Annotated in this window: 12 protein-coding genes and 1 riboswitch; of the genes, 11 read left to right on the forward strand and 1 reads right to left on the reverse strand. The window is 41.1% G+C overall.

What is annotated here, in order from left to right:
• The first annotated feature begins 11 nt into the window (after positions 1-11).
• The 11 genes from polX (at position 12) to G6554_RS04665 (ending at position 13,962) form a co-directional block, all read left to right on the forward strand.
• Positions 12-1,727: a DNA polymerase/3'-5' exonuclease PolX gene (gene polX, locus G6554_RS04615; RefSeq protein ID WP_166239220.1), complete on the forward strand. Its 1,716-nt coding sequence runs from the start codon at positions 12-14 to the stop codon at positions 1,725-1,727.
• A gap of 16 nt (positions 1,728-1,743) precedes the next feature.
• Positions 1,744-4,101, forward strand: a complete 2,358-nt coding sequence (locus G6554_RS04620; protein WP_166239222.1) for an endonuclease MutS2 — start codon at positions 1,744-1,746, stop codon at positions 4,099-4,101.
• A 19-nt stretch (positions 4,102-4,120) separates the two neighbouring features.
• Complete coding sequence (locus G6554_RS04625) at positions 4,121-4,528, forward strand: DUF350 domain-containing protein (RefSeq protein ID WP_166239224.1); 408 nt, start codon at positions 4,121-4,123, stop codon at positions 4,526-4,528.
• A 266-nt stretch (positions 4,529-4,794) separates the two neighbouring features.
• The gene (locus tag G6554_RS04630) at positions 4,795-6,501 is read left to right on the forward strand and encodes an AMP-binding protein (protein ID WP_166239227.1); all 1,707 of its coding nucleotides are present in this window, start codon (positions 4,795-4,797) and stop codon (positions 6,499-6,501) included.
• Positions 6,502-6,689: 188 nt separating this feature from the next.
• Positions 6,690-7,286 carry a TetR/AcrR family transcriptional regulator gene (locus G6554_RS04635; protein WP_166239229.1) on the forward strand — a complete coding sequence of 199 codons (597 nt, stop codon included), beginning with the start codon at positions 6,690-6,692 and terminating at the stop codon, positions 7,284-7,286.
• Positions 7,287-7,297: 11 nt separating this feature from the next.
• Entirely contained in the window at positions 7,298-8,071 is a 774-nt protein-coding gene (locus G6554_RS04640; RefSeq protein WP_166239231.1) for an enoyl-CoA hydratase, read from the forward strand.
• Between the two features lie 115 nt (positions 8,072-8,186).
• Complete coding sequence (locus G6554_RS04645) at positions 8,187-8,960, forward strand: electron transfer flavoprotein subunit beta/FixA family protein (RefSeq protein ID WP_166239233.1); 774 nt, start codon at positions 8,187-8,189, stop codon at positions 8,958-8,960.
• A gap of 42 nt (positions 8,961-9,002) precedes the next feature.
• Positions 9,003-9,980, forward strand: a complete 978-nt coding sequence (locus G6554_RS04650) for an electron transfer flavoprotein subunit alpha/FixB family protein (RefSeq protein ID WP_166239235.1) — start codon at positions 9,003-9,005, stop codon at positions 9,978-9,980.
• Between the two features lie 162 nt (positions 9,981-10,142).
• Positions 10,143-10,457, forward strand: a complete 315-nt coding sequence (gene trxA / locus G6554_RS04655; RefSeq protein WP_166239237.1) for a thioredoxin — start codon at positions 10,143-10,145, stop codon at positions 10,455-10,457.
• 146 nt (positions 10,458-10,603) lie between these two features.
• On the forward strand, positions 10,604-12,382 hold the full coding sequence (gene uvrC, locus G6554_RS04660) for an excinuclease ABC subunit UvrC (protein WP_166239239.1): 1,779 nt from the start codon (positions 10,604-10,606) through the stop codon (positions 12,380-12,382).
• A 70-nt stretch (positions 12,383-12,452) separates the two neighbouring features.
• Positions 12,453-12,630, forward strand: a riboswitch (Lysine riboswitch).
• A 117-nt stretch (positions 12,631-12,747) separates the two neighbouring features.
• Positions 12,748-13,962 (forward strand): aspartate kinase, encoded by a 1,215-nt coding sequence (locus G6554_RS04665; RefSeq protein ID WP_166239242.1) that lies wholly within the window; start codon positions 12,748-12,750, stop codon positions 13,960-13,962.
• Positions 13,963-14,051: 89 nt separating this feature from the next.
• Here G6554_RS04665 and G6554_RS04670 read toward each other — a convergent pair whose 3' ends face one another.
• A complete protein-coding gene (locus G6554_RS04670; protein ID WP_207342992.1) occupies positions 14,052-14,507 on the reverse strand; it encodes a DUF2507 domain-containing protein in 456 nt (151 codons plus the stop codon).
• Positions 14,508-14,544: the final 37 nt, after the last annotated feature.

Consider the following 14,544-nt stretch of genomic DNA (forward strand, 5'->3'; position numbering starts at 1 on the left):
GGTGAGAGTCAATGAAAATAACGAAAAAAGAAGTTATTCACTTATTAGAAATGATTGCAATTTATATGGAATTAAAAGGGGAGAATCCGTTCAAAGTTTCGGCCTTTCGCAAGGCGGCAACTGCACTGGAAACGGATGAGCGACCCCTTTCAGAGATTGAAGACTATACAGCAATTTCAGGCATTGGTAAAGGCACTGCGGCTGTGATTGATGAATACATAAATGAGGGTTCTTCTTCTGTATTAAAAGAACTGAAAGAAGAAGTGCCGGCCGGTTTAATTCCATTGCTGCAGCTCCCAGGCCTTGGCGGGAAGAAAATTGCCAAGTTATATAAAGAGTTAGGCATAATAGATGTTTCCAGTTTAAAGGAAGCCTGTGAAGCAGGGAAGGTACAAGCACTTGCGGGATTTGGGAAAAAAACGGAGGAAAAGATCTTAAGTGCCATTGCGAATGTCGGGACAAGGCCAGATCGGCTGCCGCTAGCCTATATGCTTCCAATTGCTGAGCAAATTGAAGCAAGACTTGCGGAACTGCCGGAGATTGACCGTTTTTCAAGAGCTGGAAGTTTACGAAGAATGAGAGAGACAATAAAGGATCTCGACTTTATCATTGCAACACTTCAGCCGGAAATTGTCCGTGAGCATCTTTTACACTTGCCGAAAATAAAAGAAATCATTGGCGCAGGCGATACAAAGGTATCTGTTATTTTTGCGTTAGATTATGATGTTTCCGTCGATTTTCGGCTTGTAAAACCGAAGGAATTTATTACCACCCTCCACCATTTCACTGGTTCAAAGGATCATAATGTCCGGATGCGCCAGCTGGCAAAGGAACGCGGTGAAAAAATCAGTGAGTATGGGGTAGAAGACTTAGAATCAGGAGACATCCGTACCTTCTCATCTGAAGAAGAATTTTTCAAGCATTTTGACCTCCCGTTCATTCCGCCGGAAATCAGGGAAGACGGAAACGAAGTAGAGACTTTCTCAGTGGAGGAAGGGGTAATCGAGCTCGAAGATATTAAAGGTGACCTCCACATGCATACCACCTGGAGCGATGGTGCCCATTCGATAGAGGAAATGGTAGAAGCCTGCCGCAAAAGAGGCTATCAATACATGGCAATCACCGACCATTCACAGTATTTAAAGGTTGCTAATGGTCTAACCAGAGAAAGATTAGTAAAGCAAAAGGAAGAAATTAAGAAATTAAATGAGAAATACGATGATTTGCTGATCCTTTCCGGGGTAGAAATGGATATTCTTCCTGACGGCACATTAGACTATGATGATGAACTGCTAGAAGAAATGGACTTTGTCATTGCGTCCATTCATTCAGCCTTTTCCCAGCCAAGGGAAAAAATTATGGAGCGGCTAAAAACGGCACTTGAAAATGCCCATGTCGATTTAATAGCCCATCCCACTGGCAGAAAAATCGGCCGACGCGCGGGGTACGATGTGGATATCGATCTATTAATCCAGTTGGCGAAGGAAACCAATACAGCATTAGAATTAAATGCCAATCCAAACCGGCTCGACCTAGCAGCAGAATATTTACGGAAAGCGCAGGATGCCGGTGTAAAGATTCTCATCAATACGGATGCCCACAAAATGGACACCTTAGAACATATGAAAATCGGAGTTTCTGCTGCGAAAAAGGGTTGGATTCGAAAATCAACTGTGATCAATGCACTTGATAAAAATGACTTACTAGAATTTTTGCATAATAGATAAAAGGAGGATATACTCCATGCAAGAAAGAGCCTTAAAGGTACTAGAATTTACAAAGGTAAGAGAGCTGCTGTTGGAACACGCATCCTCCTCACTTGGTAGAGAGAAAATAAAAAATCTTGTGCCATCAACTGATTTTGAAGAAGTAGCCAGACTGCAAACCGAGACCGATGAAGCAGCAACGGTTTTTCGGATAAAAGGAAATGTTCCGTTATCAGGGATCCATGATATTCGCGCCCATATCAAACGTTCTGTGATTGGCGGTGTCCTCAGCCCGCATGAATTAAATCAAATCGCGAGCACCATCCATGCCAGCCGTCAAATGAAGCGATTCATTGAGGACATTGCTGCCGAAAGAACAGAACTGCCCATTTTAGTAGAACAAGTCGAGAGGATCATTCCGCTCACAAACCTGGAGCAAGATATTAAACATGCCATTGATGAAGGCGGCGAGGTGTTAGATAGCGCGAGTGACTTATTGCGCACCTTAAGACACCAACTCAGGTCAAATGAATCGCGTGTTCGTGAGAAACTAGAAAGTATGATTCGTTCGTCAAATGCAGCAAAAATGCTGTCAGATGCGATTGTTACGATTCGTAATGACCGGTTTGTTATTCCGGTAAAACAAGAATACCGCGGCCATTATGGCGGTATCATTCATGATCAAAGCGCATCCGGCCAAACGCTATTTATTGAGCCGCAGGTCATCGTTCAATTAAATAATCAATTACAGGACATCCGAGTAAAGGAACAGCTTGAAATTGACCGAATCCTGACAGAGCTTTCCGCAAAAGCGGCTGAGCATGAGAGCGAGCTCAAAGTCATTGTGGAAGTTTTAGCTAATTTAGATTTTATATTTGCAAAGGCGAGATACGGGAAAAAAATAAAGGCATCGAAACCGCTGATGAATAATGAGGGAAGAATTGCCTTATATAAGGCGAGACATCCGTTAATTCCCATTGATGAAGTAGTGGCCAACGACATCATGCTTGGGAAAGAGTTTACGACTATTGTTATTACCGGGCCAAACACCGGGGGGAAAACGGTAACGTTAAAAACCCTGGGCTTATGCTCTTTAATGGCGCAGGCAGGATTACAGGTTCCGGCCTTAGACGGCTCTGAGCTTGCGGTCTTTGATGCGGTGTACGCTGACATTGGCGATGAACAGTCGATTGAACAGAGCTTAAGTACTTTTTCTTCGCATATGGTCAATATCGTTGACATCTTAAATAGTGTAGATTTCAACAGTTTGGTATTATTTGATGAACTTGGAGCGGGGACGGATCCACAGGAAGGCGCCGCTTTGGCCATTTCGATACTCGACGAGGTGCACAAGCGGGGGGCAAGGGTCATTGCAACAACCCATTACCCGGAATTAAAGGCGTACGGCTATAATCGTGAAGGTGTGTTAAATGCCAGTGTAGAATTTGATGTTGAAACATTAAGCCCAACATATAAATTACTTCTAGGAGTCCCGGGCAGAAGTAACGCCTTTGAAATCTCGAAACGTTTAGGTTTAAGTGACCGGGTGATTCAAGCAGCGCGTTCACATGTTAGTGAAGACACAAATCAAATTGATAAGATGATTGCTTCTTTAGAAAGCAGTAAACGGCAGGCGGAAGAGGAGCAGTTGGAAGCAAGGGATTATTTGAACCAAGCGGAGAAGCTGCACCAGGACTTGCAAAAGCAAATGATCGAATTTTATGAGAAGAAAGATGCCATGCTGGAAAAAGCGGCAGAAAAAGCCGCGGACATCGTCGATGAGGCTAAACAAGAGGCAGAGCAAGTCATTCGTGATCTTCGCAAAATGAGAACTGAAAAACATCTGGAAATTAAGGAGCATGAATTAATTGATGCCAAACGTCGTCTTGAAGACGCAGCGCCGGAAATTAAGAAATCTGTGAATCTTGCTAATAAGAAAAATAAAAAGCACAGTTACATGCCGGGGGATGAGGTAAAAGTTTTAACATTTGACCAAAAAGGGACACTCGTTGAAAAAGTGTCTGCAAATGAGTGGCAGGTTCAAATCGGAATTTTGAAAATGAAGGTCAAAGAGAAGGACATGGAATATGTGAGTACGCCAAAACAAGTGGAAACAAGACCAATGGCTATTGTCCAAGGGCGTGATTCACATGTTAAACTGGAATTAGATCTTCGCGGAGAACGGTATGAAGATGCCCTATTGAAAGTGGAAAAATATATTGATGATGCTCTTCTTTCCAGTTATCCACGTGTATCGATTATCCACGGGAAAGGGACAGGAGCCCTAAGGCAAGGTGTTCAGGAATATTTACGAAACCATCGTTCCGTCAAGAAAATTCGCTTTGGAGAAGCCGGAGAGGGTGGATCAGGCGTAACCATCGTAGAGTTTAAATAAGGTCGGGGAGAAGCGAAAAATGGACCAGTTTTGGGAGAACGAATATATTCAAATTGCTGCCTATTATAGTGTAGTTATTCTTTGTATGGTTGTCTTTTTAGCCATTTTTGAAATGGTAACAAAATATAAAAATTGGGAAGAAATTAAAAATGGTAATTTAGCAGTGGCATTGGCAACCGGCGGGAAAATATTTGGTGTAGCGAATATTTTCCGAGCATCCGTCGACGTGCATAATTCTCTGCTTGAAATGATTGGTTGGGGGATCTACGGTTTTGTGCTATTACTTGCCGGCTATTTTATCTTCGAATTTTTAACGCCAAAATTTAAAATTGATGAAGAAATTCAGAATGATAATCGTGCAGTAGGGTTGATTTCGCTGATTATCTCAGTTGGATTGTCATACGTAATTGGGGCAGGGATTTCGTAAGGGGAGAATGAAAGTGGAAACATTAGCAAAAGTTCTTATTGGTTTATGCGGTATATTTGTGCTACTTGGTATTATCTATTTTGTGTTTTTTGCTTAAACATGACATCGCTGAAACTGATTCAGCGGTGTTTTTTTCAATAAGAAATTTAAGCCATCAACTATCCTGTTGAAGCTTTTCTTCATTGTCTATTGTGAAGTACTGTACTATAATTAAAGAGAGTTTTGAATTTTTATAATTATACAGATAAATAAGAGGGAGGTTATGCATGTTGGAATCAAAACCATGGTTGAATCATTATCCGAAAGAAATTCCTACCACACTTGAATACTCCTCAGAACCTGTGCAAGAATATTTGGCAGATGCAGCAAGAAAGTTTCCAGAGAAAATAGCGATTCATTTTATGGGCAAAGAAATGACCTACAAACAGTTGTATGAAGATGTAGTACATTTTGCCAGTTACCTTCAGGGGCATTTGGGAATTAAAAAAGACGATCGAGTCGCAATTATGCTCCCCAATACACCACAAGCAGTTATTAGTTATTTTGGTATATTAATGGCTGGTGGAATTGTCGTTCAAACCAACCCATTATATACGGAACGTGAACTTGAATATCAAATGAAGGACTCCGGAGCCAAAGTAATTATCACCCTAGACATCCTCTACCCAAGAGTCTCGAAGGTTATGCCGAAAACGGATTTACAACATATTATTGTAACCGCTATCAAAGACTACTTGCCCTTTCCAAAGAATCTAATCTATCCTTACATCCAGAAAAAACAATATGGAATTGTCGTGAAAGTCAAACACGGGGGATCCTCCCATTCATTGACTGAAATTTTGAAGGAAAACCCGAAAGAATTAACGAAATACGACTTCAACCCTGATGAAGACATTGCCCTATTGCAATATACGGGTGGAACAACCGGCTCTCCGAAAGGTGTCATGTTAACACATAAAAATTTACAATCGAACACATTGATGAGTGAGGCATGGTTATATAAAGCGAAGCCCGGTGAAGAATCGATGCTGGGAATTGTCCCGTTTTTCCATGTTTATGGGATGACTGTCTGCATGATCCTATCAATTAAGATGGCTTGCAAAATGATATTACTGCCGAAATTCGATGCATTGACAACGTTAAAAACGATTCATAAACAGCGCCCGACCCTATTTCCCGGTGCCCCAACTATTTATATCGGCTTATTAAACCATCCTGATTTAAAAAAATACGATTTATCTTCGATTGAGGCATGCATCAGCGGTTCAGCCCCGCTTCCGCTGGAAGTACAGGAGAAATTTGAGGAGGTGACCGGGGGAAAACTGGTGGAAGGCTATGGGTTATCGGAAGCATCACCAGTCACCCATTCCAATTTTTTGTGGGACGTGGAAAGAGTAAAGGGAAGTATCGGCGTTCCGTACCCTGATACCAATGCAAAAATTGTCTCTATTGAAACAGGTGAAGACATGCCTGTAGGAGAAATTGGCGAAATTGTCATTAAAGGTCCACAAATTATGAAAGGCTATTGGAATCGTCCGGAAGAAACAAGAGAAGTTCTGCATGATGGTTGGCTTTATACGGGTGACTTAGGATATATGAATGAGGAAGGATATTTTTACGTCGTCGACCGTAAAAAGGATATGATTATTGCCGGGGGCTACAATATTTATCCTCGCGAAATTGAAGAGGTATTATATGAACATCCCGATGTGCTCGAGGCAGTTGCAGCAGGCATTCCAGATCCATATCGCGGTGAAACGGTTAAAGCGTATATTGTTCTAAAAGAAGGTTCAACGGTTACGGGAGATGAAATGAATCAATATGCCAGGAAGTTTCTGGCTGCATATAAGGCACCGCGGCTATATGAATTTAGAGATGAATTGCCCAAAACAGCAGTAGGAAAAATTTTAAGAAGAATGCTTGTTGAAGAGGAAAAGCGAAAAATAGAGGAAGAAGCTCAAAAACACGCCTAATCTAGAAAATTTTTTTTGAACGGATAGGCTTGTCTGATATATGATAATAAGTAGCCAAAGTTTCTGGCAGAAGTTCTTGACAGAAGTGAAGATAAATTCTATTATAAAAATATGAATGATGATTCATTCATATTTTTATTTTTACTTAACAAGTAATGTACATAATTTTCTTCAAAGGGGGGGATAGATTGAAAAAAAGTAAGCCGAAATACATGCAAATAATTGATGCTGCAGTCATCGCTATTGCTGAAAATGGCTACCACCAAGCCCAAGTTTCGAAAATTGCGAAGCAGGCGGGAGTGGCAGATGGCACGATTTATCTTTATTTTAAAAACAAAGAAGACATCCTCATCTCACTCTTTGAAGAAAAAATGGGAACATTCATTGAAAAAATAGATCAAATGATAGCAGGAAAAGGGACGGCGGCGGAGAAGTTATTAAAGATGATTGAAGCGCATTTCAGTTTGCTTTATGAGGATCACCATCTTGCCATTGTGACCCAGTTGGAATTGCGCCAATCTAACAAGGATTTACGGCTTCGCATTAATAATGTTCTAAAAGGGTACCTACAGGTGATTGATAAAATTATACTCGAAGGCATAGAGACGGGTGAGTTTTCACCGGACCTAGATGTACGTCTTGCCCGGCAAATGATTTTCGGTACGATTGATGAAACCGCTACCTCATGGGTAATGAACGAGGAAAAGTATAATTTGATAAAACTGGCAACCCCGGTTCATCACCTATTAATTAATGGCTGTGGGTTCAGAAGAGGAAAAGAATAGGGGGAAAAACTTTGGAATATTTAAAATGGTCGTATCAAGAAAGTATTGCCACGATTACAATTCAGCGTCCTCCGGCAAATGCCCTTTCATCAGGTCTTTTAAGGGAATTGTCGTTGATACTGGATGAAATCGAACCAAACCGTGAGATTCGTGTGATTGTTATTCATGGTGAAGGCCGCTTTTTCTCAGCAGGTGCTGATATTAAAGAATTTACCACGGTCACTTCTTCAGGAGATTTCGCTAACCTTGGTAAATTCGGTCAGGATTTATTTGATCGTATGGAAAAGTTTCCAAAGCCGATTATTGCCGCAATCCATGGCGCAGCACTTGGCGGCGGATTGGAACTTGCTATGGCTTGTCACATCCGCTATGTCAGCGAAACGGCTAAACTTGGCCTTCCTGAGCTGCAGCTTGGTTTAATCCCTGGATTTGCCGGTACACAGCGCCTGCCAAAATATGTAGGAGTTGCCCGTGCGGCAGAAATGCTGTTCACATCTGAGCCCATCACAGGTTTAGAAGCAGTAGAATACGGGTTGGCCACCCGAGCTTTTCCAGAAACTGATGTATTGGACCAGGCTTATCAATTAGCTGGGAAAATTGCTAAGAAAAGCCCTGTCTCCATTGGTGCTGCTATTCAATTATTAAACTATGCAAAAACAGAAGAGTTTTACGAAGGTACCAAAAAAGAGGCTGAATTGTTTGGTAAAGTTTTTATTTCAAACGATGCCAAAGAAGGGATACAAGCCTTCCTCGAAAAAAGAGAACCAAACTTTAAAGGTGAATAACTTCCATAAGCAGGGCTCCTGTTTTAAGAAGTTTTATAAATTTTTTTCTAAAAAATTATCTCAATCTTTCAAACTGAGCGAATGCTCGAATATTTCATAGGAGGGGACCAAAAGCATGAACATTTATGTGTTAATGAAAAGAACCTTTGATACGGAAGAAAAGATTACGCTGAACGGTGGAAAAATCAATGAGGATGGTGCTGAATTTATCATCAATCCATATGATGAATATGCGATTGAAGAAGCCATCCAAGTCCGTGATGCCAATGGTGGCGAAGTAACCGTTATTTCTGTTGGCAACGAAGAAACTGAAAAACAATTGCGTACTGCTCTAGCAATGGGTGCAGATAAGGCGGTTCTAATCAATACGGAAGACGATGTGGAGAATGGTGACCAATTTACGACAGCCAAAATCCTTGCTGAATACTTAAAAGATAAAGAGGCAGATTTAATCATCGGCGGAAATGTTGCCATCGATGGCGGATCAGGACAGGTTGGCCCGCGTGTTGCCGAGTTATTAAACATTCCGTATGTAACAACGATTACCAAGTTGGAAATTGACGGAACAAATGTAACCGTTACCCGTGACGTTGAAGGGGATGCTGAAGTCATTGGAACAAGCCTGCCTTTGTTAATCACGGCACAACAAGGTCTTAATGAACCTCGTTATCCATCATTACCGGGGATTATGAAAGCGAAGAAGAAGCCGCTTGAAGAATTAGAATTAGATGACCTTGACCTTGATGAAGATGATGTTGAAGCGAAAACTAAGACAATTGAAATTAATCTGCCAGCCAAAAAAGAAGCAGGAAAGGTTTTAGCCGGCGAATTAAATGATCAGGTTAAAGAACTTGTTCACCTACTTCATACTGAAGCAAAAGTAATTTAATCGAATTCACATAAAAATTGTTTTTTCAGGAGGTAAACATACATGTCAAGAAAAGTATTGGTATTAGGAGAAGTTCGTGACGGATCATTACGTAATGTTTCTTTCGAAGCAATTGCTGCCGCAAAAACGGTTGCTGAGGGCGGAGATGTTGTTGGTGTCTTAGTTGGCCAAGCTGTAAGCGCTTTAGGTACGGAACTAGTCCAAAATGGTGCAGACCGCGTTATCATTGTAGAAGATGAGAAATTAAATCAATATACATCTGATGGGTATGCCCAAGCATTACTTGCAGTTATTGAGCAGGAAAAACCGGAAGGACTTGTTTTCGGTCATACAGCACTTGGTAAGGACTTGGCACCAAGAATTGCTGGGAAACTTTCATCGGGTCTCATTTCTGACGCAACTGCTGTTGAAGCAGCCGGCGGAAATATCGTGTTTACACGACCAATTTATTCTGGAAAAGCATTTGAAAAGAAAATTGTAACCAGCGGATTGATTTTTGCAACGGTTCGCCCAAATAACATTGCTCCTTTAGAAAAGGATGAAAGCAGAACTGGAGAGGTTTCTTCCCTATCTGTTGATATTAAAGACCTTCGTGCCATTATTAAAGAAGTGGTAAGAAAAGCAAGCGAGGGTGTTGATTTAAGTGAAGCAAAAGTGGTTATTTCCGGAGGCCGCGGTGTTAAGAGTGCGCAAGGGTTCGAACCATTGAAAGAATTAGCTCAAGTATTAGGTGGAGCTGTTGGCGCTTCCCGTGGTGCATGTGATGCCGACTATTGTGATTACTCCTTACAAATTGGCCAAACTGGTAAAGTTGTAACGCCTGACTTATATATTGCCTGTGGAATTTCCGGTGCTATCCAGCATTTAGCGGGCATGTCCAACTCCAAGGTGATTGTTGCGATCAACAAAGATCCTGAAGCAAACATCTTTAAAGTAGCAGACTACGGAATCGTTGGTGACCTTTTCGAAGTTGTGCCATTATTAACAGAAGAGTTTAAAAAGCTTAAGGTTCATTCATAATAATAATGGGGCGAGCAGGGTGTTCTGCTCGCTTCTAAATTTTTAGGAATATGATGGCTAAAATAAGGGAAAATAACGAGTAGAGCAATTTATTAGCGTGTTATTTCAATCGATGTTATACTCTGGGTAGTATTTCAGTATTTATTAGGGGGTAAATAAAAAATGGCTATTTCACACGTAACAGATCAAAATTTTACGGCTGAAACAGGTTCAGGACTTGTCCTTGTAGATTTCTGGGCACCATGGTGCGGACCTTGTAAAATGATTGCACCAGTTCTTGAAGAGCTTGATGCAGACATGGGCGATAAAGTGAAAATTACGAAGCTTGATGTGGATGACAACCCGCAAACAGCTGCAAACTTCGGTGTTATGAGCATTCCAACATTGTTGGTCATGAAAAATGGCGAAGTCGTTGATAAAGTAGTCGGCTTCCAGCCTAAAGAAGCATTAGCAAGTGTATTAGAAAAGCACGTTTAAGTATACAAAGATACAAAATGAAACCTTAGCTGGGCTTGTTCCAGTTAAGGTTTTTTTTGATAAGAAAAACATCCCACTTCCCTTTAATGGCCATTTGCATTACTATTTTATAAGATAGAAAAAAAGACGGATGGGAGTGGCCGGAAATGAATGAGATAATTAATCAAAAACTGACACTGCTGCCTGATCAGCCTGGCTGCTACTTAATGAAAGACCGTCAGGGAACGATTATTTATGTAGGGAAAGCAAAAGTTTTAAAGAATCGTGTTCGTTCCTATTTTACCGGATCACATGATGGGAAGACATTAAGGCTCGTTAATGAGATTGAGGACTTTGAATACATTGTTACTTCTTCAAATATAGAAGCGCTTTTACTCGAACTAAACCTTATCAAGAAATACGATCCCAAATACAATATCATGCTGAAGGATGATAAAAGCTACCCGTTTATAAAAATTACTGCGGAAAGACACCCACAGCTAGTCATAACGCGAAAAGTACGAAAAGATAAAGGGAAGTATTTTGGCCCCTATCCGAATGTTGGTGCTGCAAAGGAAACGAAGAAATTACTTGACCGCATGTTTCCCTTACGAAAATGCAACAACTTCACCACGGGACGACCATGTTTTTATTATCATTTAGGTCAATGTATCGGCCCCTGCGTTAAAGAGGTTAGTGAAGAAGAATATAAAAAAGTAACAGATGATATTTCTCGATTTTTAAACGGTGGCCATAAAGAAATAAAAAAAGAGCTTACTGAGAAAATGACCGCAGCAGCCGATGAACTAGATTTTGAACGAGCAAAGGAATACCGCGATAAAATCGTTCATATTGAAACGATTATGGAAAAACAAAAAATTACGATGACTGATTTTACGGACCGTGATGTCTTTGGCTATGCTGTTGACAAAGGCTGGATGTGTGTCCAAGTCTTCTTTGTCCGCCAAGGAAAGCTGATTGAACGGGATGTCTCTACTTTTCCAATCTACAATGAACCGGAGGAAGAAATCTTAACCTTCCTTGGTCAATTCTACACAAAAGCCAATCATTTCAAGCCCAAAGAGATTTTGATTCAGGATGAGGTAGAACTAACAATGGCGGAGCAGCTGCTCGAAGATGTGAAAGTGCTGCAGCCACAGCGCGGACAAAAAAAGGATCTCGTCAAAATGGCCATTAAAAATGCCAAAATTGCTCTAAATGAAAAATTCTCCTTGATTGAAAAAGATGAGGAAAGAACGATAAAGGCAGTAGAAAACCTAGGGGAATTACTAGGGATTTACACTCCGCATCGGATTGAGTCATTTGATAACTCCAACATTCAAGGAACAGACCCCGTTTCTGCAATGGTCGTTTTTATCGATGGCAAGGCCACCAAGCGGGAATACCGCAAGTATAAAATTAAATCAGTAAAAGGTCCTGATGATTATGAATCCATGCGGGAAGTCACAAGAAGAAGATACTCCAGGGCCTTAAAGGATGAACTGCCACTCCCAGATTTGATTATCATTGATGGTGGAAAAGGACATGTTGAGACTGTAAGAGATGTGCTTGAAAATGAATTGGGGCTTGATATTCCGCTTGCTGGTCTGGTGAAGGATGAAAAACACCGAACTTCACAACTTCTATATGGAAATCCGCTAGAAATTGTCCCTCTAGCAAGGAACAGCCAAGAATTTTATTTATTGCAAAGGATCCAAGATGAGGTTCACCGCTTTGCGATTACCTTTCACCGTCAAATTCGCGGGAAGTCGGCCTTTCATTCATTACTTGATGATATTCCGGGAATTGGTGAAAAGCGGAAAAAACAATTGCTAAAGGAATTCGGCTCGGTAAAGAAAATGAAGGAAGCTACGGTTGAGGAATTTCGAGCCCTGGGAATCCCAGCCAATGTAGTGGAAGAATTAATCAAAAAACTTCAATCGTAAGGATTGTCAGAAAAAATTGAACATGCTATAATAAGTGAAAATTTAATTTACTATCACTTTTACGTATTAAAGTGAAGGTAGAGGTGCGAGCTTCAATAGTAATGGTTCTGAGAAGGATGAGCTTCGAAGATGAATCATGAAAGGGGATGTTCGCCGAAGTAAGGAAGGTCTCATTTCTTTCTTTGCTGGTTCTGCATTGAATAAATGCAGGATTGTCAAGACCTTGGTCTTGGAGAGCTATCTTACATTGTGTGTACGGAAATTTATATTTTCGTGGTCTTAAAGCAATGAGATGCCCTTCTCATTGCTTTTTTGCGTGTTTGGGGAAAATTAATAGTATTACTTAAAAAAAGGGGAAGAAGATCATGGGGCTTATTGTACAAAAATTTGGGGGAACCTCCGTTGGCAGTGCAGAAAGAATTTTGAATGTGGCAGCCTGTGTGAAAGAGGAGACGGAACGAGGCAATAACGTCGTTGTCGTCGTTTCAGCAATGGGGAAATCTACAGATCAACTAGTCAGCATGGCTAAGGAAATATCCTCGCAGCCAAGTAAGCGAGAAATGGATATGTTGTTATCCACTGGGGAGCAGGTGACCATCTCCTTACTTTCGATGGCCTTAAATCAACAAGGACTTGATGCGGTTTCCTTCACTGGCTGGCAGGCGGGTATTGTGACCGAACCTGTTCATGGAAATGCGAGAATCTCGAAAATTAACACGGAGGCCATTCAGACCCAGTTATCGGATGGTAAGGTGGTTATTGTTGCCGGGTTCCAGGGAATCACAGAGGACGGTGAGATTACCACCCTTGGCCGCGGCGGTTCTGATACGACCGCTGTAGCATTAGCTGCTGCGCTTAAAGCAGATAAGTGTGATATTTATACCGATGTAACCGGGGTATTCACCACTGACCCAAGGTATGTTAAAGCGGCACGTAAATTATTATCTGTGTCGTATGATGAGATGCTGGAGCTTGCCAATTTGGGTGCGGGTGTCTTGCATCCAAGAGCTGTAGAGTTTGCAAAGAACTATCAAGTTCAGCTTGAGGTTCGTTCAAGTATGGAGAAAATAGAAGGAACAGTCATAGAGGGGGAAGCAACAATGGAGCAAAATTTAGTCGTACGCGGAGTGGCGTTTGAAGACGAAATTACTAGGGTAACGGTATTGGGGCTTACCAATTCACTAACTAGCCTGTCAACGATATTTACAACCTTGGCACAGAATCATCTTAACGTGGACATTATCATTCAAAGTACAACAGAGGGTGGTACGGCGAATTTGTCTTTCTCGATACATACAAATGATTTGTTAGAGACATTAAAGGTATTAGAAGACAATAAAGAAGTGCTAGGCTATGAGCAACTCGATGCAGAAAATAAATTAGCGAAGGTATCCATTGTTGGTTCCGGCATGATCTCCAATCCAGGGGTGGCAGCCAAAATGTTTGAAGTTCTAGCGGCTAATAATATCCAAATTAAAATGGTCAGTACTTCAGAAATAAAAGTATCCGCCGTCGTCGAAGAAAAAAATATGCTTAAAGCAGTAGAAGCACTCCATGCAGCATTCGAACTAAGCAAATAGGTAGAAAGGCGAAAAAGGGTGACAGGCACCATTCTGGTGCCTGCCACCCTTTAAAACACAAAAATAGTAGAAATGAACAAAAACGAATTTTATTTGATTGGATCTTTTGTGTCCCATTTGATGGTGAATTGGACTTTGTTTGCCTTTTTGATTGGGTGCTCGAAGGCTTCGGCGATGACTTCTTTTTGAAGCTCAATTTGCTGGGCAAGGAAACCGGCTTCAAGCTGGAAGAAGTACTCTGCTTTTGATTTCACTCGTGACACAATGAGTGGGCTTGTTAGTTCAATTTCGATTTCATTTTTCGTTTCTTTTGCTAATTCAAGCTGTCCCCATGAGGCATTAGCGAAAAACTCAACGACTTGATCAAAATCGGTTAAAGGAAATTTCCGTGCCAGTCGTTTACCTGCCCAATAAAGGATTTCAGGGGTGTCTTTTCCTAGAATCTCAGGTAAAAGGACTTCTCTGATTAACTCATATCCGAATATGGAGATGGTTCGCGGTTCCGGTGAATTAACATCTATATCGACAACTGTACTATCTTTCACATGTTTCCCCTCTTTCTATCATTCTATTATATACAAT

Origin of the sequence: Bacillus sp. MM2020_4 (assembly GCF_011250555.1) — a bacterium.
Lineage (GTDB): Bacteria > Bacillota > Bacilli > Bacillales > Cytobacillaceae > Neobacillus.

Excerpts from the sequence above, each read along its gene's own strand:
- polX (WP_166239220.1), top strand. The coding sequence starts at position 12 with ATGAAAATAACGAAAAAAGAAGTTATTCACTTATTAGAAATGATTGCA.
- G6554_RS04620 (WP_166239222.1), top strand. The coding sequence starts at position 1,744 with ATGCAAGAAAGAGCCTTAAAGGTACTAGAATTTACAAAGGTAAGAGAG.
- G6554_RS04625 (WP_166239224.1), top strand. The coding sequence starts at position 4,121 with ATGGACCAGTTTTGGGAGAACGAATATATTCAAATTGCTGCCTATTAT.
- G6554_RS04630 (WP_166239227.1), top strand. The coding sequence starts at position 4,795 with ATGTTGGAATCAAAACCATGGTTGAATCATTATCCGAAAGAAATTCCT.
- G6554_RS04645 (WP_166239233.1), top strand. The coding sequence starts at position 8,187 with ATGAACATTTATGTGTTAATGAAAAGAACCTTTGATACGGAAGAAAAG.
- G6554_RS04650 (WP_166239235.1), top strand. The coding sequence starts at position 9,003 with ATGTCAAGAAAAGTATTGGTATTAGGAGAAGTTCGTGACGGATCATTA.
- trxA (WP_166239237.1), top strand. The coding sequence starts at position 10,143 with ATGGCTATTTCACACGTAACAGATCAAAATTTTACGGCTGAAACAGGT.
- uvrC (WP_166239239.1), top strand. The coding sequence starts at position 10,604 with ATGAATGAGATAATTAATCAAAAACTGACACTGCTGCCTGATCAGCCT.
- G6554_RS04665 (WP_166239242.1), top strand. The coding sequence starts at position 12,748 with ATGGGGCTTATTGTACAAAAATTTGGGGGAACCTCCGTTGGCAGTGCA.